Source organism: Cupriavidus sp. D384, assembly GCF_001652915.1.
Taxonomy (GTDB): domain Bacteria; phylum Pseudomonadota; class Gammaproteobacteria; order Burkholderiales; family Burkholderiaceae; genus Cupriavidus.
Genome location: NZ_BBQI01000128.1, coordinates 169,873 through 192,690 on the forward strand (window position 1 = coordinate 169,873; position 22,818 = coordinate 192,690).

At 66.4% G+C, this 22,818-nt stretch carries 22 protein-coding genes; 18 read left to right on the forward strand and 4 right to left on the reverse strand.

The features are described from left to right. Positions 1-148 precede the first annotated feature (148 nt). Positions 149-1,027, forward strand: coding sequence for an oxygenase MpaB family protein (locus A9J21_RS28580; RefSeq protein WP_066741995.1), 879 nt, complete (start codon positions 149-151; stop codon positions 1,025-1,027). A gap of 9 nt (positions 1,028-1,036) precedes the next feature. On the opposite strand, the gene A9J21_RS28585 is transcribed toward A9J21_RS28580, so the two are convergent. Both A9J21_RS28585 and A9J21_RS28590 read right to left on the reverse strand, forming a co-directional pair. After that, positions 1,037-2,587 carry an MDR family MFS transporter gene (locus A9J21_RS28585; RefSeq protein WP_066741855.1) on the reverse strand — a complete coding sequence of 517 codons (1,551 nt, stop codon included), beginning with the start codon at positions 2,585-2,587 and terminating at the stop codon, positions 1,037-1,039. A gap of 178 nt (positions 2,588-2,765) precedes the next feature. Beyond that, positions 2,766-3,665 carry a LysR family transcriptional regulator gene (locus A9J21_RS28590; RefSeq protein ID WP_066741858.1) on the reverse strand — a complete coding sequence of 300 codons (900 nt, stop codon included), beginning with the start codon at positions 3,663-3,665 and terminating at the stop codon, positions 2,766-2,768. Positions 3,666-3,755: 90 nt separating this feature from the next. On the opposite strand from A9J21_RS28590, the gene A9J21_RS28595 reads away from it, so the two are divergent. After that, a complete protein-coding gene (locus A9J21_RS28595; protein WP_066741861.1) occupies positions 3,756-4,298 on the forward strand; it encodes a DMT family transporter in 543 nt (180 codons plus the stop codon). Here the strand turns inward: A9J21_RS28595 and A9J21_RS28600 are convergent. Further along, positions 4,295-6,274, reverse strand: a complete 1,980-nt coding sequence (locus tag A9J21_RS28600) for a methyl-accepting chemotaxis protein (RefSeq protein ID WP_231907074.1) — start codon at positions 6,272-6,274, stop codon at positions 4,295-4,297. The genes A9J21_RS28595 and A9J21_RS28600 overlap by 4 nt on opposite strands. 950 nt (positions 6,275-7,224) lie before the next feature. On the opposite strand from A9J21_RS28600, the gene A9J21_RS28605 reads away from it, so the two are divergent. From A9J21_RS28605 to A9J21_RS28680, 16 genes are all read left to right on the forward strand, one after another. Beyond that, the gene (locus A9J21_RS28605) at positions 7,225-7,545 is read left to right on the forward strand and encodes an RNA chaperone Hfq (RefSeq protein WP_066741866.1); all 321 of its coding nucleotides are present in this window, start codon (positions 7,225-7,227) and stop codon (positions 7,543-7,545) included. A gap of 277 nt (positions 7,546-7,822) precedes the next feature. Then, positions 7,823-9,013 (forward strand): FliC/FljB family flagellin, encoded by a 1,191-nt coding sequence (locus tag A9J21_RS28610; RefSeq protein WP_066741867.1) that lies wholly within the window; start codon positions 7,823-7,825, stop codon positions 9,011-9,013. Positions 9,014-9,139: 126 nt separating this feature from the next. Next, positions 9,140-9,520 (forward strand): flagellar protein FlaG, encoded by a 381-nt coding sequence (locus tag A9J21_RS28615; RefSeq protein ID WP_066741997.1) that lies wholly within the window; start codon positions 9,140-9,142, stop codon positions 9,518-9,520. Positions 9,521-9,568: 48 nt separating this feature from the next. Continuing rightward, positions 9,569-10,984, forward strand: coding sequence for a flagellar filament capping protein FliD (gene fliD / locus A9J21_RS28620; RefSeq protein ID WP_066741870.1), 1,416 nt, complete (start codon positions 9,569-9,571; stop codon positions 10,982-10,984). A gap of 16 nt (positions 10,985-11,000) precedes the next feature. Continuing rightward, positions 11,001-11,450 carry a flagellar export chaperone FliS gene (gene fliS, locus A9J21_RS28625; protein ID WP_066741873.1) on the forward strand — a complete coding sequence of 150 codons (450 nt, stop codon included), beginning with the start codon at positions 11,001-11,003 and terminating at the stop codon, positions 11,448-11,450. A gap of 2 nt (positions 11,451-11,452) precedes the next feature. Beyond that, on the forward strand, positions 11,453-11,782 hold the full coding sequence (locus tag A9J21_RS28630) for a flagellar protein FliT (RefSeq protein WP_066741999.1): 330 nt from the start codon (positions 11,453-11,455) through the stop codon (positions 11,780-11,782). A 73-nt stretch (positions 11,783-11,855) separates the two neighbouring features. Then, positions 11,856-13,193 carry a flagellar hook-length control protein FliK gene (locus A9J21_RS28635; RefSeq protein WP_066741876.1) on the forward strand — a complete coding sequence of 446 codons (1,338 nt, stop codon included), beginning with the start codon at positions 11,856-11,858 and terminating at the stop codon, positions 13,191-13,193. Further along, the gene (locus A9J21_RS28640; RefSeq protein ID WP_066741879.1) at positions 13,190-13,501 is read left to right on the forward strand and encodes an EscU/YscU/HrcU family type III secretion system export apparatus switch protein; all 312 of its coding nucleotides are present in this window, start codon (positions 13,190-13,192) and stop codon (positions 13,499-13,501) included. Before A9J21_RS28635 ends, A9J21_RS28640 begins: the two co-directional genes overlap by 4 nt. A gap of 180 nt (positions 13,502-13,681) precedes the next feature. Next, positions 13,682-15,934, forward strand: coding sequence for a tetratricopeptide repeat protein (locus A9J21_RS28645; protein ID WP_066741886.1), 2,253 nt, complete (start codon positions 13,682-13,684; stop codon positions 15,932-15,934). Beyond that, a complete protein-coding gene (gene rfbF / locus A9J21_RS28650; RefSeq protein ID WP_066741889.1) occupies positions 15,931-16,704 on the forward strand; it encodes a glucose-1-phosphate cytidylyltransferase in 774 nt (257 codons plus the stop codon). The genes A9J21_RS28645 and rfbF overlap by 4 nt, the downstream gene beginning before the upstream one ends. A 20-nt stretch (positions 16,705-16,724) precedes the next feature. Further along, complete coding sequence (gene rfbG, locus A9J21_RS28655; protein WP_066742002.1) at positions 16,725-17,780, forward strand: CDP-glucose 4,6-dehydratase; 1,056 nt, start codon at positions 16,725-16,727, stop codon at positions 17,778-17,780. Then, positions 17,777-19,030 carry a class I SAM-dependent methyltransferase gene (locus tag A9J21_RS28660; protein ID WP_066741892.1) on the forward strand — a complete coding sequence of 418 codons (1,254 nt, stop codon included), beginning with the start codon at positions 17,777-17,779 and terminating at the stop codon, positions 19,028-19,030. Before rfbG ends, A9J21_RS28660 begins: the two co-directional genes overlap by 4 nt. Further along, positions 19,027-19,593: a dTDP-4-dehydrorhamnose 3,5-epimerase gene (gene rfbC / locus A9J21_RS28665; protein WP_066741895.1), complete on the forward strand. Its 567-nt coding sequence runs from the start codon at positions 19,027-19,029 to the stop codon at positions 19,591-19,593. The genes A9J21_RS28660 and rfbC overlap by 4 nt, the downstream gene beginning before the upstream one ends. A gap of 21 nt (positions 19,594-19,614) precedes the next feature. Continuing rightward, the gene (locus A9J21_RS28670) at positions 19,615-20,685 is read left to right on the forward strand and encodes an FkbM family methyltransferase (RefSeq protein ID WP_066741898.1); all 1,071 of its coding nucleotides are present in this window, start codon (positions 19,615-19,617) and stop codon (positions 20,683-20,685) included. A gap of 8 nt (positions 20,686-20,693) precedes the next feature. Further along, positions 20,694-21,503 (forward strand): NAD(P)-dependent oxidoreductase, encoded by an 810-nt coding sequence (locus tag A9J21_RS28675; RefSeq protein ID WP_066741900.1) that lies wholly within the window; start codon positions 20,694-20,696, stop codon positions 21,501-21,503. After that, the gene (locus tag A9J21_RS28680) at positions 21,494-22,147 is read left to right on the forward strand and encodes a hypothetical protein (protein ID WP_066741903.1); all 654 of its coding nucleotides are present in this window, start codon (positions 21,494-21,496) and stop codon (positions 22,145-22,147) included. The genes A9J21_RS28675 and A9J21_RS28680 overlap by 10 nt, the downstream gene beginning before the upstream one ends. Before the next feature lie 114 nt (positions 22,148-22,261). Here the strand turns inward: A9J21_RS28680 and fliE are convergent, their stop codons facing one another. Next, a complete protein-coding gene (gene fliE / locus A9J21_RS28685) occupies positions 22,262-22,585 on the reverse strand; it encodes a flagellar hook-basal body complex protein FliE (protein ID WP_066741906.1) in 324 nt (107 codons plus the stop codon). Positions 22,586-22,818: the final 233 nt, after the last annotated feature.

Consider the following 22,818-nt stretch of genomic DNA (forward strand, 5'->3'; position numbering starts at 1 on the left):
ATCCGCCGCGATCAGTCGCAACGGCAAGCCGCCCCGGCGGGTGTATGCTGGCGACAGCCAGACAACACCCGCTTTTTCGTTTCGTACCTTGTCCGCCTCGCCCGACCCCACCCACCGTGCGCCTGCGGGCGCCACCACCGGCCCGCTGATGCGCCGCCTGCGCAGTCACGCCGGCGATCAGGTTCGCGCGCTCACGCGCAGCAATTCCGGGCTGACCCTCGACTACGACAATCCGCCCGGCGACCCCGGCCTGTTCGGCCCGGACGCCGTCTGCTGGCGCGTGCACGCCGATTTTCCGGCGATGCTGGCCGGCGGTGTCAGCGCCCTGCTGCTGCAGGCACTGCATCCGCGCGCGCTGGCTGGCGTCTGGGACCATTCCACGTTTCGCACCGACATGCAGGGCCGCCTGGGCCGTACCGCGCAGTTCATCGTCGGCACCACCTATGGCAGCCGGGCCGACGCGATGCGGCTGATCGAACGGGTGCGGCGCATCCATGCGTCGATCCAGGGCACCGCACCCGATGGGCAGCCGTATGCCGCCGATAACCCCGACCTGCTGACGTGGGTGCATGTGGCAGAGGTATCGAGCTTCATGGCCGGATACCTGCGCTACGTGGGCCCGCTTTCCGTGGCGGAACAGGACCGCTATTTCGAGGAAGAAGCCACCGTGGCGGCGTTGCTGGGCGCACCCGCAGTGCCACGCTCGCGCGCGCAGGTCGATGCCTATCTGGAAGCGCAGCGGCCCGGCCTGGTGAACAGCGATCGCACAAAAGAGGTGGTGCGGCTGATCATGGCGATGCCGGTGGCGAATCCGTTGCTGGTGCCGGCCGTGCGGACCATGGCCGATGCGGGCGTAGCGCTGCTGCCGCCCTGGGCGCGCCGGATGCTCGACCTGCACCGGCCATCGCTGCGCCGCTCGCTGGCACTGGCCGGCATGCGCGGACTGGCGCCGACGCTACGCTGGGCGCTGGGGCCGGGGCTGGCTGCCCGCGCCCGACGGCGCGTACAGGCACAGCCCGCCGGCTGATTACTCCGATTACTCTGCCGTGGCCGCCGCCTTGGCTGCGGCGGCAGGGCTGCCGCGCAGCGTCGTTTCCTTCAGGCGGGCCACAAAGAACGGCGCGATCAGCGACACTGCCGCGCTCATCAGGAACAGCACGCGGAAGGCGCGTTCGGCGGCCAAGCGTACCGCAGCGGCGTCACCCTGGTCGCCGCCCGACATCGCCCGGCGGAACATGCTCATCAGCACATCCTCGCCGCCGCTCATGTCTGACACGGCCACGCCGCTGTGACGCAGCAGCGCGATCAGCACCGTGGTGAGAACGGCCACGCCCACGGCGCCGCCCAGCAGCCGCGAGAACGCGGTCAACGCCGTGGCGATGCCCACCTGCTGCGGCGGCACGGAGTTCTGCGTTGCCACCAGCCCGCTGGGCAGTTGCAGGCCAATCGACAGGCCCAGCACGATCATCACCAGCGCCGCCAGCGTCACCGATTGCGGCGGTGTAAAGGCCAGCGCCACGATCGCCACGGGCGCCACCAGGCAGCCGGTCATCTGCAGCGGCTTGTAGCGGCCGCTCCATGACATCAGCCGGCCGGAGATATAGGCACCGAACGGAATCGCCAGCGTCAGCGGCACCAGCCGCAGCGCAGCGGTGTCGGCATGCGCGCCGCCCACCACCTGAAAGCGCAGCGGCAGCAGCACCGACATCGCGATCAGCTGGAAGAAGCACAGGAACAGCGTCAGGCAGCAGATAGCCACGGTGGGCACGCCCAGCATGCCAAGCGGAATCACCGGATCGGAGGCGCGGCGCTCCTGCCATACGAACACCACCAGCCCGATCAGGCCCGCCGCCAGCAGGCCGATGGTCTGCGGCTCCAGCGGAGAATGCCCCTGCCCCAGACGGGTCAGGAACACCAGCACTCCGGACAGGCCACCGCCGAACAGCAGCGCGCCAAAGTAGTCGATCTTGTGCTTGCGGCCGCTGACCGGCAGGTGGCGCAGCGCGCGCCGCACTACAACCAGCGCAATCAGCGACAGCGGAATGTTGATCCAGAAAATCCAGCGCCACGACAGGAAGTGCGCCAGGTAGCCGCCAATCACCGGCCCCGCCATGCTGGCCACGGCCCATACGCCGCTGACATAGCCCTGGTACTTGCCACGTTCGCGCAGCGGCACCACGTCGGCGATAGTGGCCTGCGACACCGAGATCAGTCCGCCGCCGCCCAGGCCCTGCAGGATGCGGGCGATGATCAGCATCGGCATGGTCGTAGCCAGCGCGCAGGCGATCGATGCCAGCAGGAACAGGATGATCGAGAACGTCAGCACCGAGCGGCGCCCGAGCACGTCGGACAGCTTGCCGTAGATCGGCGTCACCACCGTCGAGGCCACCAGGTAGGCGGAAATCACCCAGGCCATGTCCTCGAAGCCATTGAGCTGCAGCGCGATGTCGGGCAGCACCACGGCCACGATCGACTGTTCGAGCGCGCCTAGCAGGATGGCGAGCATCAGGCCAAAGATGACCTGCATGACAGGAACGTCAGCCGGAGGGGCGTCGGGGGAAAGCCGGGATGAGGGCGCTGCGGACATGGTGTGGCCTGGCTGGCAGATGAAGGCCCGAACGGGCTTCGCTGCTCTTTTGTCGGGTGAAGGAGAGCGGCTATTTTAGGCGACTGCTGAAGACCGCGCTTGTCGATTCCCTTTCAACGCTGCCTTCCTGGCCTTGTTTCGACGCCAAAAAGCGACACTGTCATCACTTTATCGGCAATTATCCACAGCAGGCACGTACTGCCTGGCGCAACCAGCGATGGGCGGGATCGGTCTCGCGCCGCGCATGCCAGACCTGCTGGAACGGCACGCGCGGCAGCGTCACCGGGGGTTCGAAGGCCCGCAGCGCCGGCTGCGCGGGTGCGCCGGACAGCGTCCGCGCGGCCACGGTCAGGATCAGGTCGGTGCCGGCCACCACGTCGAGCGCCGCGCTCCAGTGCGGCAGCACAACCGCCACATGGCGGTCCAGGCCCGCTGCCGCCAGGGCCACATCGATATCGCTTGGCGCATCGAGCCGCATCGCCACCAGCACGTGGGGGCGCGCCAGCCACGCCTCGCGCGCCAGGTCACCGTCTGCGGGCAGCGTGGCGCGGTCTCCCACGCTGGTGTAGTGGTCCTCGAACAGCAGGTCGGCGCCGATATCGCGCGGCAGATGCGGAAACACGCCCAGCGCGAGGTCGATCTCGCCATCGGCCAGCTTTGCCAGCATGGCTTCGCGGCTGGCCTGCACCGCGGCCAGATCGATGCCGGGCGCCTCGTGGCGCAGCCGGCGCACCAGCGACGGCAGGATGATGCGCGCGCCGTAGTCCGACAACGCCACGCGGAAGGTGCGCCGGGCCTGCGCCGGATCGAAGGCGGAGACCCGCAGCAGGCCGTTGAGCTGGCTCAGTGCGTCTTCCAGCGGCGGCAGCAGTTCGCACGCACGCGTGGTCAGCACCAGGCCGGCATCGCCCCGCACCAGCAGGGGGTCGTCGAAAAGATCGCGCAACTGCGCCAGCGCGTGGCTGACCGCCGGCTGGCTCTTGTGCAGCCGCACGGCCGCGCGCGTGACGTGCTGCTCCGTCAGCAGCGCGTGCAGCGTCAGCAGCAGGTTCATGTCGAGGCGGCGCAGGTCATCCATGCGGCGAATGTCTCAGGTAAGGATTGCGAATTTCCCTGGCGGCCGCGGCGCGGGCACCATGGGGCTTCGTTCTTGAACCGGAGACTTTACATGACGGCACCCCTGGCCACGCCGCTGGCATCTACCTGGATGCCGATAGGCATCGCGCTGCTTGCGGGCGCCATGATCCCGTTCCAGGCTGGCACCAATGCCACGCTGGGCCGGTCGCTGGGCCATCCGCTGTGGGCCACGGTGCTGTCGCTGCTGCTGAGTTTGCTGGTGGTGCTGCCGGTGCTGTGGTGGATGCGCACACCACCGCCGGCACTGGCCGGTGCCCTGCACGGGCCATGGTGGCAGTGGATCGGCGGCGTGTTCGGCGTGATCTACATCACTGCCGCATTGGTGCTGGCGCCCCGGGTGGGCGCCGCGAACTTCATCGTCGGCGTGGTGGCCGGCCAGATGCTGGCCTCGCTGCTGATCGATCAACTGGGGCTGGTGGGCCTGCCCAGCCGGCCCGCCACGTGGATGCGCGTGGCCGGCGTGGGACTGGTGCTGGCCGGGATGGCAGTCATGCAATGGCAACCATCCGGTACGGCAGCACAGGCGGGCGGCTCCACTCCCGATGCCGCCCCGCTACGCAATCACCAGGGTTAGAACGTCTCCCAGTCGCCGGTATCGGCCGTCGCCGGTGCCGGTGCGGCGGCAGGACGACGACGAGCCGGCGTGCCCAGCACGGGTTCCTTGCGCTGATGCATGACCGGCGAGCGCGCCGCGGTTGGCTTGGCCGCCTGGCGCGACAGCACGGGCTCGGCCTTGGGATTGCGCTGCACGGGCGGGCGGGCTGCGGCGGGCACGGCAGCGACCCGCGACGTGGCCGGGGTCCGGGCCGGGACCGGGACCGGGGCCGATGCGGCCGGCGCCGGCTTGGCGGGCTTCCTGGCGGGATTGGCGGAATTGCGGGTCCTGGCATGCGTTGCCGGCTCGGCGGCGGGCGCGGGCAGCGCCCGGGCTGGCTTTGCGGCGATGGCGCGCGCGGGACTGACGGCTGCTGCCATCGTCACGCGCGGCGTCGCTGGACGCCCGGCGCGTTCAGCGGCGGCAATGCCGCCCTGCCCCAGGTCGAAACGCGCCACTTCGGTCACCAGGCCACCGGCCTGCTGCATCAGGCTTTCGGCAGCGGCGCTGGCCTCTTCCACCAGCGCGGCGTTCTGCTGCGTCACCGTTTCCATTTGTGTGATGGCAAGGCTGACCTGTTCGATGCCGGCGGTCTGCTCTTCGCTGGCCGACGAGATCTCGCCCATGATGTCCGTCACGCGGCGCACTGCGGTCACGATATCGTCCATCGTCTTGCCGGCCACTTCCACCTGCCTGGCGCCGTCCTGCACCTGGCGCACCGATCCATTGATCAGTTCGCCGATTTCCTTGGCCGCCGACGACGACCGCTGCGCCAGGCTGCGGACTTCGGCCGCCACCACGCTGAAGCCGCGGCCCTGCTCACCGGCGCGAGCCGCTTCCACGGCAGCATTCAGCGCCAGGATATTGGTCTGGAATGCGATGCCCTCGATCACGCCGATGATTTCCGATACGCGAGCCGACGACTTCGAAATGCCGTCCATCGTATCCACCACGCTGCGCACCGCGCGGCCGCCTTCGGTAGCCACGTCCGACGCGTTGACGGCAAGCTGGTTGGCCTGCCGCGCATTCTCGGCATTCTGGCGCACCGTCGACGTCAGTTGCTCCATCGATGCCGCCGTCTGCTCCAGCGAGGCTGCCTGCTCTTCGGTACGCTGCGACAGATCGGTGTTGCCGCTGGCGATTTCGCGAGCGGCGGTATCGATCGAACCGGCCGCCTGCTGGATGCCGCGCACCAGCGTGCCCAACTGGCCAAAGGCGCGCTCCAGCGCACCCAGCATGCGACCCATTTCGTCCTGGCTGCGCACCTGGATCGCATGGCCGAGCTGACCCTGCGCCAGTGCTTCGGCTGCATCCAGCGCCTGGTGCGCAGGTCGCGTCACCGAGCGCGCCAGCCCCATGCCCAGCAGCGCGGCAATGACGGCAGCCACCGCCGACATGCCGATCAGCACGTTGCGCGTGAATACATACTGCGCCGACGCCTCGTCGACGGCTGCCATCGCCATCTTGCGGCCCAGTTCGGCAGCGCCATCAAGCCTTTCGAAGTACGCCGCCTGGGCCGCCGGCAGCGTCACCACCAGCCCGGCACGGGCGCCGTCGAAGGCGCCGCCGCGCAGTTGCTGCATGACCAGGTCAAGCTGGCCGTTGTAGTTGGCGCGCACCTGCATCAATTCCTCGAACCGTGCCCTGGAATCGGCGCTTGGTGATGCGCGCATCACCTTGCCAAGCGCTTCGAGCGTGGCGCTGACCTGTTCGCGGATCTTGCCGATCTTCTCGGCATTCTGCTCAGCCAGTGCCGGGTCCTCGGTCAGGGCAGCATCGCGCACCAGAATGCCGATCGTCAGCACCTGTTCCTTCGCCAGTTTCAGATCCATCACGCGCAGCAGCCGTTGTTCCACGGCCTGATGCATCGCATCGTTCATAGTGCCCAGCGCCCTGACGCCCACTATGGCGACCACGGCCAGCAACAGCACCACCACGGCAAATGCCAGCGACATCCGCGCGCCGATACCCAATTTCCGCAAGCCCATCTGTTCGTACCTTTCGTCTGTCCGGTTGTATTTGTACGAGCTGCATTCGCCCGAAGAGGGGCGTCGCACGGCCGGGTAACGGCAGGGCGCACAACGCACTTGAGCGAATAAATGAAATGGGGGGGAAAGTCGCTGCTCTTCCACAAATTGAGGGGGCAGCGCATGGCGTCTAATCTGCTCCACGCACTTCGATCCCGCCGCAAATGGGTGGGCGAGGCAGTCGCCGGCAACGGCGGATGGCAGCGAAGGACGCGGGCTCAAAAAAAAGAAGCCCACGCGCGGGGTGCTCGTAGGCTTTCAGGACTGCATAGCAGGGACCGGCTGTACCCGGGCCCCGAACCGCGAATATAAACCTGCTTACATGAGGTGTAAATCGCGCTTCTATCAGGGATTTCCCTGATAGCGGGTGTAACGCGTAGCGCACTCGTATGCCAAAAGTGACGGGCGAAGTCACTTTTATACTTATCGATGAATTACGGACGCTTCCCGGAAACCTTTAGCTGGCGCGGGTTGTGGCGGTGTCGCCGGTCTTTTCGTTCCGCGATGTGACGGTAAGTGCTACACGAATCACAAAAAGGCATCAACGGAATAAATAGAGCAATCCCTCTAGGCCCAGCCCCGCAGGGGGTTCGTCAACGCTTGTAAAACTTTGTTACTCTCCCGCCTGAAGTATTCCCCTTCTCTCCTGGCAGAGACGACCAAACCGGGCAGCCGGGCAGCGTTCTTCACTTTTCTGAAACGCCTGTCCGCTGCAATCATGTCGTCATGTCCCTGCACCGGCTCCGAGAGCGAATGTTTCAATTCTCGCCGCAATCAGGCTGCACCGGACGTCACTTTTAGTGCGACGTCGCGCAAAGTGCCTGATCATCGGACCGTTGTCAGCCGCCAGAACCCTCGCGGGCTCTTCCGGAGAAGTTGTGAAGAAGGAAATCAAGGCTCCCAGACCCAGCAGAAAGCTGCAGCAGTTGCAGTTCGCCGCGCACAGCGCCAGCCGTGCCGCGGTGGTCGTGCATCTGTCGAATGGCACACGCCTCAGCGGCATCGTGCTGGCGTCGGACAATTACATGATCCTGCTCGGGCGTACGGCCGAGGATCCCACCCCGACGCTGATCTACAAGCGCGCCATCACCGTGGTGACGCCCGCGCACGCGTCCACCGACACCGTGGCGATGCTGGACGCCGACGCGTCGCCGGATTTCGTGCGCATCTTCATTCCGCGCACCCGCAAGCGCCGCTGAGCCCCCCGGGCCGGCGGGCCGGGCCACCAGTTGGCCGCCTGCCATGCCGCGTCCATATCCATATATATAGAGGGCCACAACGGTCGGGATTGCCCAGCGTGCATCCGCCATACACCAGATCGGGCTACGCCCGCAACTCGCGCAAAAGTCACTCTAAAGTCTTCCCACCCACGGTCGATAACCTTTGCAACGGAGGCACTCTACGCCCTGCACTGCAGGCAGCCAACGTTACGGCACCCGCCGGAATGCCTAAAACATTGCAAATAGGAGTCGTACCATGGCGCAAGTCATCAACACCAACATTCTGTCGCTGCAAACGCAGAGCAACCTGAACACGTCGCAATCGTCGCTGAACAGCGCGATCCAACGTCTGTCGTCGGGCCTGCGCATCAACAGCGCCAAGGACGATGCTGCTGGTCAAGCCATCGCCAACCGTTTCACCGCCAACATCAAGGGCCTGACGCAAGCTTCGCGTAACGCCAACGACGGTATCTCGATCGCTCAAACGACCGAAGGCGCGCTGAGCGAAGTCAACAACAACCTGCAACGTGTCCGTGAACTGTCGGTGCAAGCCGCCAACGGCACGAACTCGTCGTCGGACCTGAAGTCGATCCAGGACGAAATCAAGCAACGTCTGTCGGAAATCGACCGCGTGTCGGCTCAGACCCAGTTCAACGGCGTGAAGGTCCTGGCCAAGGATCAAAACATGTCGATCCAGGTTGGTGCCAACGACAGCGAAACGATTTCGATCGCCCTGAAGCAAATCACGTCGAAGACCCTGGGCGTTGCCGGCTTCAGCGTTGCTGGCCCGCAAGGCGCCACCGCTTCGATCGGTTCGGCTGCTGCTCAAACTGCCCTGGGTTCGGCTACGCCGGTGACCGCTGCTTCGGCAGCGGGTATCGCCAACGCCGACATCCAGCGCGCTCTGGGCCTGAACACCTCGGCTGCCGTGAACTCGCAGTCCGTGGTTGCTGACTCGAACGGCAACTGGTTCGTGCAAGTGAGCATGACCGGCCTGACCGCCGCCGACGACGCAGCTCTGTCGTCGAAGGGCTTCGCCGGCAACGGTACCGCCACGTCCGCCACGATGTTCATCGCCGTCAAGCCGAGCGACGCTTCGGTGTCGGGTTCGACCGCCGGCTTCACGCTGACCGGTTCGTCGCTGCAAGCTTCGGACTTCCAGCAAGCTGCCACGACCAACCCGCTGGCCACGCTGGACAAGGCCCTGGCAACGGTTGACAACCTGCGCTCGAGCCTGGGTGCTGTGCAAAACCGCTTCGAGTCGACGATCAACAACCTGAGCACGACGGTGAACAACCTGTCGGCCTCGCGTTCGCGCATCGAAGACGCTGACTACGCAACGGAAGTGTCGAACATGACCCGCGCGCAGATCCTGCAACAAGCTGGTACGTCGGTTCTGTCGCAAGCGAACCAGACCACGCAAAACGTGCTGTCGCTGCTGCGTTAATCGCCGCGCCGCAAGAAACCGGGCCGCAAGGCCCGGTTTTTTTGCCGGAGTGTTTTGCAGGCAGACCACTGCCTGCAAAGCATTTCAACCGTAGTGTTCTTCCTGCCCTACTGGACGGAGCTGACCATGGCATCCACTCAACCCGTTTCCATGCCGGCGGCACGCATTTCCGCCGAACCCGCGGCCGTTGGCCCGGCACCCTCCGTGCCGGCCCTGGCCGCTGCCGCCGTTCGTCCGGCGGCTGCCGCCCAGAACATGGATGCCCATGCCGGCTCGGGCGATACGCCGCCCAGCATGACGGCGGCGGTCGAGGAGCTGGTCGACGTGCTCAAGACCACGTCGATCGGCCTGCGGTTCGAGATCGACGACACCACCCACCGCGTGATTACCAAGGTTGTGGACAAGGAAACCGGCGAGCTGATCCGCCAGTTGCCGAGCGAGGAGGTGCTGCGCTTTGCGCGCGCCATCGACAAGCTCCAGGGGCTGTTCGTCAGCCACGCCGTCTGATTCACCGCAAGCCCAATCAGTTGAAGCGATAACAACAGGTAGAAAAACATGTCCGGAATCTCCTCCATCGGCATCGGCTCCAATCTCCAGCTGCAGGACCTGCTCGACAAGATCCAAACGAACGAGAACACCGCGCTCGACCAGATCAACACCGAGGCCACCAGCTACCAGTCGCAGCTGAGCGGCTACGGCACCATCAAGAGCGTGCTGGACGCCTACTCGGCCGCCGCCAAGACGCTGGCCACCGCGTCGACGTTCGGCGCCGTGAAGGCAACGGTGGGCAACAGCAGCGTGCTCTCCGCCGCCACCAGCACCACCGCCGTGGCGGGCAGCTACAGTATCAACGTGACCTCTCTGGCCCAGGCCCAGAGCCTGGTGTCGAAGCAGGTGGCAGACCAGACCGCCGCAGTCGGCGCGGGCACCATCACGATCGACTTCGGCGCCGACCTGGCCACCGGCGGCACGCCGACCAGCACCAAGACCGTGACGATCGGCTCGGACACGTCGCTGCAAGGTATCCGCGACTCGATCAACAAGGCCGGCATCGGCGTGACGGCCAGCATCATCAATGACGGCAGCGGCACGCCCTACCGCCTGGTGCTGACGTCGGACAAGACGGGCACGCAGTCGCAGATGCGCGTTTCGGCCGACAACAGCGCCGTGAACGACATCGTAGGCTACGATCCGGCCCTGGCCACGCAGCCGAGCGGCATGCAGGAGAAGGTCAAGGCCGCCGACGCCGCGCTGACCATCAACGGCATCGACATCACCAGCCAGAGCAACACCGTGGCCGAAGCCGCCCAGGGCGTGACCCTGACGCTGACGGGCACCGGCACCACCAGCATGAGCGTGACGCGCGACGACGCGTCGATCAAGAATGCCGTGCAGGGCTTTGTCACCGCCTACAACAACGTGCTGACGGCCGCCAAGACGCTGACGGCCTTCGACACCACCTCCGGCACCAAGGGCGCCCTGAACGGCGACAGCACGCTGCGCAACATCCAGACGCAGATGCGCGCGATGCTGACCACCCCGATGTCCGACGGCAAGGGCGGCATGGTCACGCTGTCCGACATGGGCGTCGAATTCAGCCTCGACAGCTCGAACTCGGGTTCGCTGAAGGTCAACGACGACAAGCTGACGAAGGCCATCGCCAACAACCTGACCGGCATGACCGCCTTCTTCTCGGGCACCAACGGCGCGTCGGGCATGGGCAAGACCGTCACCGACTACATCGACGGCCTGAACGCCACCGGCGGCGCGCTCAGCGCGGCCACCGACAGCCTGACGACGACGCTGAAGGACCTGGAAACCAAGTACAGCGCAACGCAGGACCGCATCACCGCCACCATGGACCGCTACCGCGCCCAGTTCACGCAGCTGGATCTGGCAGTTTCGCAAATGAACCAGACCAGCAGCTACCTGACGCAGCAGTTCGCGGCCCTGACGTCCAGCAGCAAGTAAGAATCGGAGTATCGCCATGTTCGCGCGCCAAGGTATCAACGCCTATGCCCAGGTTGGTGTCCAGACCGGAGTGATGAGTGCCAGTCCGCACAAGCTGATCGTGATGCTGTACGACGGCGCGCGGTCGGCCATCGCCCGGGCGAAGTTCCATCTGGAAAACGGCGAGCTGGAAGCGCGCGGCAATGCGATCTCCAAGGCCATCAACATCATCGACAACGGCCTGCGCGCGGTGCTGGACCACGAGGCCGGCGGGGAAGTCTCCGCCAACCTCGAATCGCTGTATGAATACATGACGCGTCGCCTAATGCTGGCCAACCTGCGCAGCGACGCCGACATGCTGTCCGAAGTGGACGCCCTGCTCGAGAACCTTGCCTCGGCATGGGCCGCCATCGATCCGGCCGCACCCGCAGACGCCACGCCGGCAGACCCGGCGGCGGCATCGACACCTGTTTTGCAGGACAACTGATGATGTTCGCCATGTCCCCCATCGTTCGCAGCTACGAAGAGCTCCTGGTGCTCTCCGAGCAGATGCTCGACGCCGCACGCGCGTCGAACTGGGATGCGCTGACCGATCTGCAGAAGGTCTATATGGCCGAAGTGGATCGCCTGCGCCAGCTCGACCACAGCACGCCGTTCACCGATAACGAGCGCCTGCGCCGCTTCCAGCTGCTGGAACGCATCCTGGCCTACGACGCCCGCATCCGCGACCTGACCATGCCGCGCCTGGCCGAACTGGGCGCCCTGCTCAACAATTCGCGCCGCAAGCTCGAACTCTCCGCAACCTACGGCGCCATCTGATCGCGCGCCCTCCGGCTGACGGAGAGAGCGGCGCGACGCGTATCGCATCCGCTCCCATCGCTGACACGCGTCCATGACCGGCATCCAGATTCCTTCCAGCCTGATTCCGCATCAGGCCCCGGACCCGCAGCTATCGCGTCCCGCGCTGGCCATCGACAAGCTCGCGGCGCTGATGCCGGTGCAGGACGTGTCGCAAGGCGACGTGCAGTCGTCCACCGGCGAAACCGTCCAGGCCCGCCAGCCCAACGCGCTGACGCCGGGCGGTGCCGATCCGCGCCTGGCCGGCCAGACCACTTCCACGCGCGAAACGCTGAGCTTTGCCGCCAAGGCGATCCTGGACCTGTTCGAGGCCGGCGACGCCGCGCCCGCGCGGCCGAACTCGCCGCTGCTGGCCGCATCGCCATCGGGCCAGCCTGGCGCGGCGCAGGATCTTGCCAGTGCGCTGGCACGCTTTGTCGACCAGAGCGGGCTGTTCTATGAATCGCATCTGACGCAATGGGTGATGGGCCAGCGCCCGTTGTCCACGCTGCTGCAGGAACCGCAGGCCGCGCTGCGCAATCCGGCCCAGACCCAGGCTTCGCCGCCGCAGGGCCAGCCAGCTCCGGCCGCGCCGGCGCCTGCCGCCCTGCTGCCATATGGCGGCCCCGCGGCACCCAGCGCACTGCCGCCGCCCAGCGCAACGATCCTGGCCGAACTGACGCGGCCGGTCATCTACCCGCTATCCACCGGCGTGCCGGTCCAGGGCGCACACGCCCAGCCGCATGCCGGCAACACCGCGCAAAACCCGGCCAATGCCGCCACGGCACCGCAGACCCCGCAGAGCCCCGCCGCCGAGCAGCGCCTGGCCGCGCATGCGTCCGCCGCCGCGCATGCCTATCAGGTGACCGCCGAGATTTCGCATCAGGGCCATCACATCGCCCAGGCCCAGCATGCGGCTATCGTCGCCAGCTGGAACGCGCCGGACGGCACCGGACCGGCCCAGGCGCAGCCCAACGCGGGCCCGCCGATCCATCCGTCCAGCGAGGGCGTCGTGCGCCAGCAGCTCGAACTGCTGGCCTCGCAGCAATTCCGCGCCACGATCGACGCCTGGCCGGGCATGCCCGTGGATTGGGAAATCACGCGCGAGCATGGCCGCGAGGCCGGCGGCGGCTCGGCCGAACCGGCCACCTGGAGCACGCGCCTGCGCCTGAACCTGCCTGCGCTAGGCAGCGTGGATGCCGTGCTGACACTTGGCGCGCAGGGGCTCGAGGCCCGCTTCGTCGCGACCGGTTCCGATGCCGCCGCGCGCCTGATCCAGGGCCGCGCGGATTTCCGCACCCAGCTGGAGGCGCGCGGCATCTCGCTGCTGAACATGAACGTGTCGACGCAGGACACCCCGTCGACGCCCACTGTCATCGCCCTGCCAGCATGAGCGACCACCCGTCCGATCGCGGCGCCGCCGTCGCCCTCTCCTACCAGACCAACGACAACGCGCCGCGCGTGGTCGCCAAGGGCTACGGCATGTCCGCCGAGGCCATCATCACGCGCGCCCGCGATGCCGGCGTCTACGTGCATGGGTCGCCGGCGCTGGTCAACCTGCTGATGCAGGTGGACCTGGACAGCCAGATCCCGCCGCAGCTGTACGTCGCCGTGGCCGAACTGCTGGCGTGGCTGCACCGGATGGACGGATCGGATGGCGTATCCGAAGGCGCATCCGAAGGCGTGCCGGCCCTGCGCTAAAGCCCCTCCCCGCGCAAGCCGGGGCGCCGCAAACGGCACCCCTGCCGCGCCCGGCTTGAAATAGCGCCAATTTCGGCCCGTGTTCCGGCCGCTGGCGCAGAACGTCCCTTGTTACTGTGCAGGCATCGATCAGACCGTCCGTTTCGCACGGGCCGACATCGCGCCTTCGCACACAACGCCATGAACAAGAACGTTTCAATGGGTCCCGCGCAGCGGATGATCCAGCACGCCTGGAATGCCTACAACGCCAACAAGTATGCGGAAGCCCTGAAGCACGCGCGCGCGGCAAAACGCATCGCCGGGACGATGCCCGATGGCTATTACCTCGAATCGTTGGCGCTGTCCGGCCTGAACCACAACGAAGAGGCGCTGCGGCTGGCCGAAGCCGGCGTGCGCCGCTTTCCGAACCATTCGGGCTTCCTGGGCCTGTGCGGCGCACTCGAAGTCCAGCTCGAAAACTACGACAAGGGCATCCCGCTGCTGAAGCGCAGCCTGGAACTGCAGCCCGGCTCCGCTCACCTCTGGCAGACCCTTGGCACCGCCAGTTTCTACAACGGCGACTACTACCAGGCCCGCCTGGCAGGCGAAAAGGCCGTGGCGATGCTGCCGAACGATCCCATTGCCATTGGCAACTATGCATCGGCATTGCGCGAATCGGGCAGCACGATCGAATCCATCCCGGTCTTCCGCCGCGCCTGCGCGCTCGATCCAACGCAGCGCGTGAACCGGTCCAACCTGCTGTTCTCGCTGCTCTATGACGAGACCATCGGCGCCGATGAACTCCGCCGCGAGGCCATGGACTGGGCCCGGACGCTCGCCCGCACGAAGATCGACGGACCGGCATTGCAGCCCAGCGAAGGCCAGCGCATCCGTATTGGCATCCTGTCGAACGACTTGCGCCGCCACGCCTGCGCCTATTTCCTGATCCCGCTGATCGCCAACCTGGACCGCACCCGCTTCGAGGTGCATCTGTTCTCGCTGTCGAACATCAACGACAGCATCACGAAGAAGATCCGCGTCTACGCCGAAGGCTTCCACAACCTGTACAAGATGTCCGAAGCCGACGTCGTCAAGGCAGTGCGTGCCCAGCGCTGCGACGTGATGATCGACCTTGGCGGCTATACAGGCGCGTCGCCGCTGACCTACATGGTGCAGCGCCTGGCGCCGAAGCAGCTGACCTGGCTCGGCTACCCCGGCACCACGGGCATGGAGCAGATCGAGTACCGCGTGACGGACTGGACCGCCGACCCCGAAGGCTTCGACCACAACTACACCGAAAAGCTGCTGCGCGCGCCGGTGTTCAGCGCGTTCCATCCGATCGTCACCAACCCGCTGATGATCTACGACGCCCGCTATCGCGTGCAGCCCACGCCGGCGCTGGCCAATGGCTACATCACCTTCGGCTCGTGCAACACCATCGCCAAGCTCGGCCCCAAGACCATGCGGCTGTGGAGCGCAGTGCTGGCGCGCTGCCCGAACGCCCGGATGCTGGTGGAGGCAGCCGGCTGCGAACAGCAAAGCGTGCGCGAGATGCTGTTCGAGCGCATGGCTGCCTACGGTATCGACACCTCGCGCGTGGAACTGATCGCACGGGACGGCAAGAACCAGTACGTGACCTACCACCGGATCGACATCGCACTCGACACCGCGCCGGTCACGGGCGGCACCACGACCTGCGACGCCATCTGGATGGGCGTGCCCGTGGTGAGCTTCGCGGGCGACACGTTCCACCAGCGCGTGTCGGCCCCGTTCCTGCACGCCGCCGGCCTGGACGAACTGATCTGCGACTCCGAGGAACGCTACGTGGAAGTGGCATGCGCGCTGGCTGCCGACGTGCAGCAGCTCGACAACATCCGCCAATCGATCCGCCCACGCGCTGAAAGCAGCGAAATGTTCGATGCGCCGCGCTTCGCCGCATGGTTCGAGGACCAGCTGGCCGAGATGTGCGGCGAGACCAAGCCGGTGGCGGCACGCACCGAGCCGCGCCAGTCGGGCATCTTCTTCAACGGCCAGTGGTATCCGGCCGAAACGCTGCTGATGTCGGTGGCCGCTCACATCCACCTGGGCGAATGGCAGGCCGTGCACAACGTGCTGGAAAACCTGACGTCGACCTGGTATCGCCACTGGGCGGTGGCCTATGGCCTGGCCGAGTACAAGTACCACAACGGCGCCCCGGACACCGCGATCGAATTGCTGGTGGAAGCCATCGGCATGCGCCCCTACGCGCTGCCGCTGTACCGCAAGCTGGCGGCCTGGCTCGACGAGCAGCAGCTCGACAAGTCCGGCCTGGCGGCGCTGCTGGAAGAGCAGTTCGGCCTGACGCTTGCCACGCTCGAAGCCTCGCCCCCGCCCAACGCCTTCGAAGTGCTCGGCATTTCGCTGGATCTGCCCATCACCGAACCCGCCACCGAAGAAGCAGAGGTAACCGCATGAAAGCCGTCATCCTGGCCGGTGGCCTTGGCACCCGGATCTCCGAAGAATCGCATCTGCGGCCGAAGCCGATGATCGAGATCGGCGGCAAGCCGATCCTGTGGCACATCATGAAGATGTACTCGGCGCATGGCGTCAACGAGTTCGTGATCTGCCTGGGCTACAAGGGCTACGTCATCAAGGAATACTTCGCCAACTACTTCCTGCACATGTCCGACGTGACGTTCGACATGCGCGAGAACCGCATGGCGGTGCATCACCGCAAGGCCGAGCCGTGGAGCGTGACGCTGGTGGACACCGGCGAGGATTCGATGACCGGCGGCCGCCTGCGCCGCGTACGCGAATACCTGACGCCGGGCGAGGCATTCTGCTTTACCTACGGCGACGGCGTGTCCGACATCGACATCAGCCGCGAGATTGCCTTCCACCGCTCGCACGGCCGGCGCGCCACCGTGGCCGCCGTGCAGCCGCCGGGCCGCTATGGCGCGCTTGAACGTGGCGACAACGAGCTGGTCAGCGGCTTTACCGAAAAGCCGCGCGGCGACGGCGCCTGGATCAACGGCGGCTTCTTCGTGCTGCAGCCCGAGGTGATCGACCTGGTCGAGGACGACAGCATGTCGTGGGAAGAAGCCCCCATGCGCGAACTGGCCCGCAGCGGCCAGATGGCCGCCTTCGAACACACCGGCTTCTGGCAGCCGATGGACACGCTGCGCGAGAAGAACCTGCTGGAAGACCTGTGGCAATCGGGCAAGGCACCGTGGAAAATCTGGTAACGAACGGCAATCCCGACAGCGTGTTCGCGGCCTATCGCGGCCGGCGCGTCTTTGTCACGGGCCACACCGGATTCAAGGGCGCCTGGCTGGCGTTGCTGCTGGCGCGCTTCGACGCGCAGGTCAGCGGCTACGCGCTGGCGCCAAACACCGAACCGAGCCTGTTCGATGCCGCCGGCGTGCGGTCGGCGCTGGTACGCCATACCGTGGCCGATATCCGTGATGCCGCCACGCTGGCGCAGGCCATGCAGGACGCGCAGCCGGAAATCGTGCTGCACCTGGCGGCGCAACCGCTGGTGCGCGCCAGCTATCGCGATCCGGCCCAGACGTGGTCCACCAACGTCATGGGCACCGTCAACGTGCTTGACGCGGTGCGCGCATGCCCGTCGGTGCGCGCCGTGATCGTGGTCACGACCGACAAGTGCTACGACAACAAGGAATGGCTCTGGGGCTATCGCGAAACCGATCCGCTCGGCGGCCATGACCCCTACAGCGCCAGCAAGGCCGGCACCGAACTGGTGGCCGCCAGCTATCGCAAGTCGTTCCTGGCCGGGCGCGGCGTGCTGCTTGCCACTGCGCGCGCGGGCAACGTGATCGGCGGCGGCGACTGGTCCGAAGACCGCCTGATCCCCGACGCCGCGCGCGCGGCCGCCGCCGGACGCACGCTGGAGATCCGCAGCCCGCAGGCCACGCGCCCATGGCAGCACGTGCTGGAAGCGCTGCACGGCTACCTGCGCCTGGGCAGCCGCCTGCTCGATGGCGACGCCGCGCTGGCCGACGCCTTCAATTTCGGCCCCGAGCCGCGCGACAACCTGCCGGTGGCGACCGTGCTGGCCGGCTTGCAGTCGCACTGGCCCGAACTCGACTGGAAACACTGCCCCCCGCCGGGCGCCGCGCCACACGAGGCGCGCAACCTGTATCTCGACGCCGCACGCGCCCGCACGGAGCTGGGCTGGACACCGCGCTGGACGCTGCAAGAGGCGCTGGCCGCCACGGCCAGCTGGTATCGCACCGTCCAGATGGACCCCACCCAGGCGCGCGCCATCACTGAACGACAAATCGGGCAATTCTGCGCATGACCGCTCAACTCAACGCTCACCCCGCGAACTGCCGCGCCTGTGGCGCGCCGCTGACCCACACGATGGTGGACCTTGGCCTGTCGCCGGTCTCCAATGCCTTCATCAAGCCCGAGAACATTGCGCACGGCGAGATGTTCTACCCGCTGCATGCAATGGTCTGCGACAGCTGCTGGCTGGTGCAACTGCGCGATGCCACGCCGGCCGAGACGCACTTCCACGACGACTACGTGTACTTCTCGTCGTTCTCGACGTCGTGGCTCGACCACGCACGCCGCTATGTGGAGTCGATGACCGCGCGCTTCGGGCTGGGACGGCAAAGCCGCGTGATGGAAATCGCCAGCAACGACGGCTACCTGCTGCAGTACTTCCACCAGAACGGCGTGCCATGCCTGGGCATCGAGCCGTCGGCCAACACCGGGGCCGCCGCGCGCGCCAAGGGCATCGACAGCCGAGAGCTGTTCTTCGGCGAGCGCACCGCGCGCGCCCTGAGCGTGGAAGGCTGGCAGGTGGACCTGCTGCTGGGCAACAACGTGCTGGCCCACGTGCCCGACATCAATGACTTCGTCGGCGGCATGCCGCTGGTGCTGAAGCCCGAAGGCGTGGTGACGCTGGAATTCCCGCACCTGCTGCGCCTGCTGGAACAGAACCAGTTCGACACGCTGTACCACGAGCACTATTCGTACCTGTCTCTGACGGCGCTGGTGCCGATCCTGGCGCGCGCCGGCCTGCGCGTGTTCGACATCGAGCACCTGCCCACGCACGGCGGCAGCCTGCGCCTGTTTGCCTGCCACCAGAATGCGAAGCACGCCACCACGGCGGCCGTGCAAGCCTGCCTGGACGAGGAAACACGTGGCGGGCTGAACGCCACGGCGCGCTATACCGCGTTTGCCGAAGGCGTGCGCCGGGCCCGCATCGACCTGCTGGCCTTCCTCATCGACGCCCGCCGCCAGGGCAAGCGGGTGGCCGCCTACGGCGCCGCCGCCAAGGGCAACACGCTGCTGAACTACTGCGGCATCGATGCCGACCTGGTGGAGTACGTGGTGGACCGCAATCCGGCGAAGCAGGACAAGCTGCTGCCCGGCTCGCGCATCCCGGTGCATGCGCCCGAGGTCATCGACAGCCGCAAGCCCGACTATCTGCTGATCCTGCCCTGGAACATCAAGGACGAGGTGATGGAGCAGATGGCCGGCATCCGCGCCTGGGGCGGCCGCTTCGTGGTCGCCATCCCCGAAACCGTGGTGCTGCCGTGATTTTCACGCCCGCCCGCATTGCCGGTGCCTGGATCGTCGACCCCGAACCGCTGGCCGACGAGCGCGGTTTCTTTGCGCGTACGGTTTGCGTGGAGTCGTTTGCGGCGCACGGCATCGATGCACGCTTCGTGCAGCAGAGCGTGTCGCGCAACACGCGCGCGGGCATCCTGCGCGGCATGCATTTCCAGCACGGCGCGCATGCCGAGGACAAGCTCGTGCGCGTGACCACCGGTGCGGTCCATGACGTGATCCTGGACCTGCGCCCCGAATCGCCCACGTACCTGCAATGGCAGGCCCTGGTGCTCGATGCCGATGCGCAGCGGGCCATCTTTATTCCGAAAGGCGTGGCGCATGGCTTTCAGACCCTGTCGCCGCTGTCCGAGGTGTTTTACCAGATGACGGTGCCGTTCGCTCCCGGCAGCAGTGCCGGCTTGCGCTGGGACGACCCCGCCATCGGCATTGACTGGCCCGGCTGCGCGGATCGATTGATCTCCGCAAAGGACCTGGCCTTGCCCACGCTGGCCGAGCTGGCCGCGCAATCCAAACTTCACCCTGAAAACTGACTATCCCAAGCGGAGCCACCCATGACGACTGAACATTTGCAGAAGCTTTCCGACGCGTTGCGCACGGTGGGCGGCAGCGCCGCCGCCCGAGACAAGGTCATTGCCCTGTGCAAGAGCATCGAGCAGGACCTTAACGCCTATGAAGGCAGCGTGCGCGACGACATCACCGGCCCCATCGTCGATGCGATGTACAACGATGGTTCGCGCCTGCGCAAGACGCTGGCCGATGGTACGGTCTTCGAATTCCTTTACCGCACCAAGATCGCCCGCGACTTCCTGATGAGCAGCCCGGCCGCTCCCGACCACGTCTGGGAACCGCAGACCACCAAGCTGCTGGTCAAGCTGTGCGAGCACGGCGGCAATGCCGTGGTGGGTGGCGCCTACTTCGGCGACCAGGTGATCCTGATGGCCCGCCAGCTGGCCCGTGCCGGCGGCACCTGCCACGCGTTCGAGCCCAATGCCGACCAGCTGGGCATGCTGCGCAACAACGCCGAACTGAACAAGGTGGAGAACATCCGCAGCTGGCGCCTGGGCCTGTGGTCGGACAGCACCACGCAACTGCGCCTGGAAGGCCACGACTCGTTCGCCCACGCCGTGCACAGCACCGGCCCCGCCGGCGACGACAGCTTCAACACGGTGACGATCGACGACTACTGCGCCCAGCAGAACCTGGACAAGCTCAGCCTGATCATGCTCGACATCGAAGGCGCCGAGCTGAACGTGTTCAAGGGCGCCGCGAAGCAACTGGCGCGTCCGGCCGGCGAGGCGCCGAACCTCGTGTTCGAAGTGCACCGCCACTACGTGGACTGGAGCCGCGGCCTGGAGAACGCCGAGATCATCCAGCTGCTCAAGGGCTATGGCTACCACGTCTACGCCGTGCGCGACTTCAATTCGAACGTCGACATGCAGGGCCGTCCGGTGGAACTGGTGCCCGTGGACAACGTGTACCTGGAAGGCCCGGCACACGGCTTCAACATGGTCGCCGTAAAGGACCCCGCACTGCTGCAAGGCCAGGGCTTTGCCGTCGTGCCGGGCGTCAGCCCCAAGCTGCTGTGGCACCGCGACCCGGCGCTGCACCACCCGGCCAACTGAGGATCGCAATGCGCTGTACGGTAATTGGCGGCGCCGGTTTTGTCGGCAGTCGCCTGGCCGACACGCTGCGGCGTGCCGGGCATGAGGTCTGGGTGCCGGCGCGCGGCGACCGCGCGCTGCTCACCCGCGACCTGGGACACGTCTACTACTGCGCGGGGCTTACCGCCGACTACGCCGCACGGCCGTACGACACGGTGACCGCGCATGTCACGTTGCTGGCCGACGTGCTGCGCGCCAACCGCTACGAACACCTGGTGTACCTGTCATCGACCCGGCTCTACGACACGTCGCAGCTGCCCGTGGGCGACGAGGCCGCGGCCCTGACGCTGCAGCCTGCCAATCCGCGTGCGCTGTATGACTTCTCGAAGGGGCTCGGCGAGAACCTGTGCCTGACCGTGGCAGCTGGCCGCACCGCCGTGGCACGCCTGTCGTGCGTGTTCGACTGGGCACCCGAATCGCCGGGCTTCCTGTCCGAATGGCTGATGCGCGCCGCCACCGAGCGCGCGTTCCGGCTCGACAGCGACGCCGGCTTCGTGCGCGACTATATCCATCTCGATGATGTGGTCGACGCACTGGTCGCCATGTCCACGCGGAAGGCCGGCGGGATCTTCAACGTCGCCAGCGGCGAGAACGTCTCGAACGGTGATCTGGCCGAGGTGTTCAACACGGCCGGCTGGGACATCAATCTGGCCCGCAGCTCGCCCGTGCAGCGGGCAGCCGAATGCAGCACGGCGGCACTGCGCGCGCTGGGCGTGGCACCGCGCGACGTGCGATCGGTGGTGGCTGGCTATCTGGAGGGCGTTCGCCCATGGAACTGATCGGACAGACCCGCGATTCGCTGGCCGCCTACACCTGTGCCCAGGTAGCCAACCTGGTGCCGGACGGCCGCGGCGACGCCCTATTGCCCGTGGTGTCGCGCCATATCGACGAAGCCCTGGCCCGTACCGGCCGGTGCATCGACGCCGTGCGCATGTGGCGCCCCGGGCAGTTCAACTACCTGCATTCGTCGCAGTATTGCCAGTACCTGTATTACCTGGCGAATACGATCTGGCGCAACGAGCGCAACGGCGAGGCGTGCACGAAGCTGTTCCTGCTCAACAAGGCCCTCAACGCCATCGACCTCTTCTACGAGATCGAGATGCCCGAGGTGTTCCTTATCGGGCACTCGGTGGGCATCGTGCTGGCCAAGGCCACCTACGGCAACTACCTGGTGCTGTACCAGAACTCCACGGTCGGCAAGAACCATGGTGTCGCGCCCGTCATTGGCGACGGCGTGGTGATGTACCCGAACACGGCCATCATCGGCCGCAGCCACGTGCGCGACAACTCGGTGGTGGCGCAGGGCGTCAGCGTGCTCAATCGCGAAACGCCGGGCAACTGCCTGGTCTATGCCGGCCAGGCTGGCGACCTGGTCTGCAAGCCGTCCGGGGAACGCGCGGCGGAGGAGTACTTCCGCGTCTGAGCCCGGTCGTCGCAGCCGGAAACAGATAGCAGATAGCAAAAAGGCCATGCCGCTTTACGCGGGCATGGCCTTTTTGCCGTGGCGCGCCGCAGCGCGCCAGACGCGAACCGGGTGTCAGACCGGCATGTTCATCATTTCCTGATAGGCCGCCGCCAGGCGGTTGCGCACCTGCACGGTGGTCTGGAAGGAAATGTTGGCCTTCTGCATGTCGATCATCACGTCGTTGAGCGACACGCCGGGCTTGCCCACTTCGAAAGCCTCGGCCTGGCCGTAGGCGCGTTCCTGGGTGGCGTTCAGGCGTTGCAGCGAGCGTTGCAGTTCGCCGGCAAAGCCAGCCGTGGCGGCCGAAGCCGCCTGGGACGAGGTGGTTCCGCCGCCAGCTACCTGCGCCAGGCCGCGCAGTTGCTGGAGCATGCCCTCGATGGAAGAAATGGTCATGGCACGTACAGGTTGGTCAGTCGGGACAGGATTAATGTGACGAAAACAATACACGCCATCCTGTTTCAGCCCTCGCACTGTACTGGCGGCCCGTCTTTGTCCAAAGGCTGAAATCGGCTGGAAAACATCGCCTATTCAGCCGATTGTTCAGCGCCCGTCTGCCCGATCATCGCTACCGTGCCGGATCTGGCGGATCGACGGGTTCTTGTCTCGCCGCCAGAGTCCATGGAATT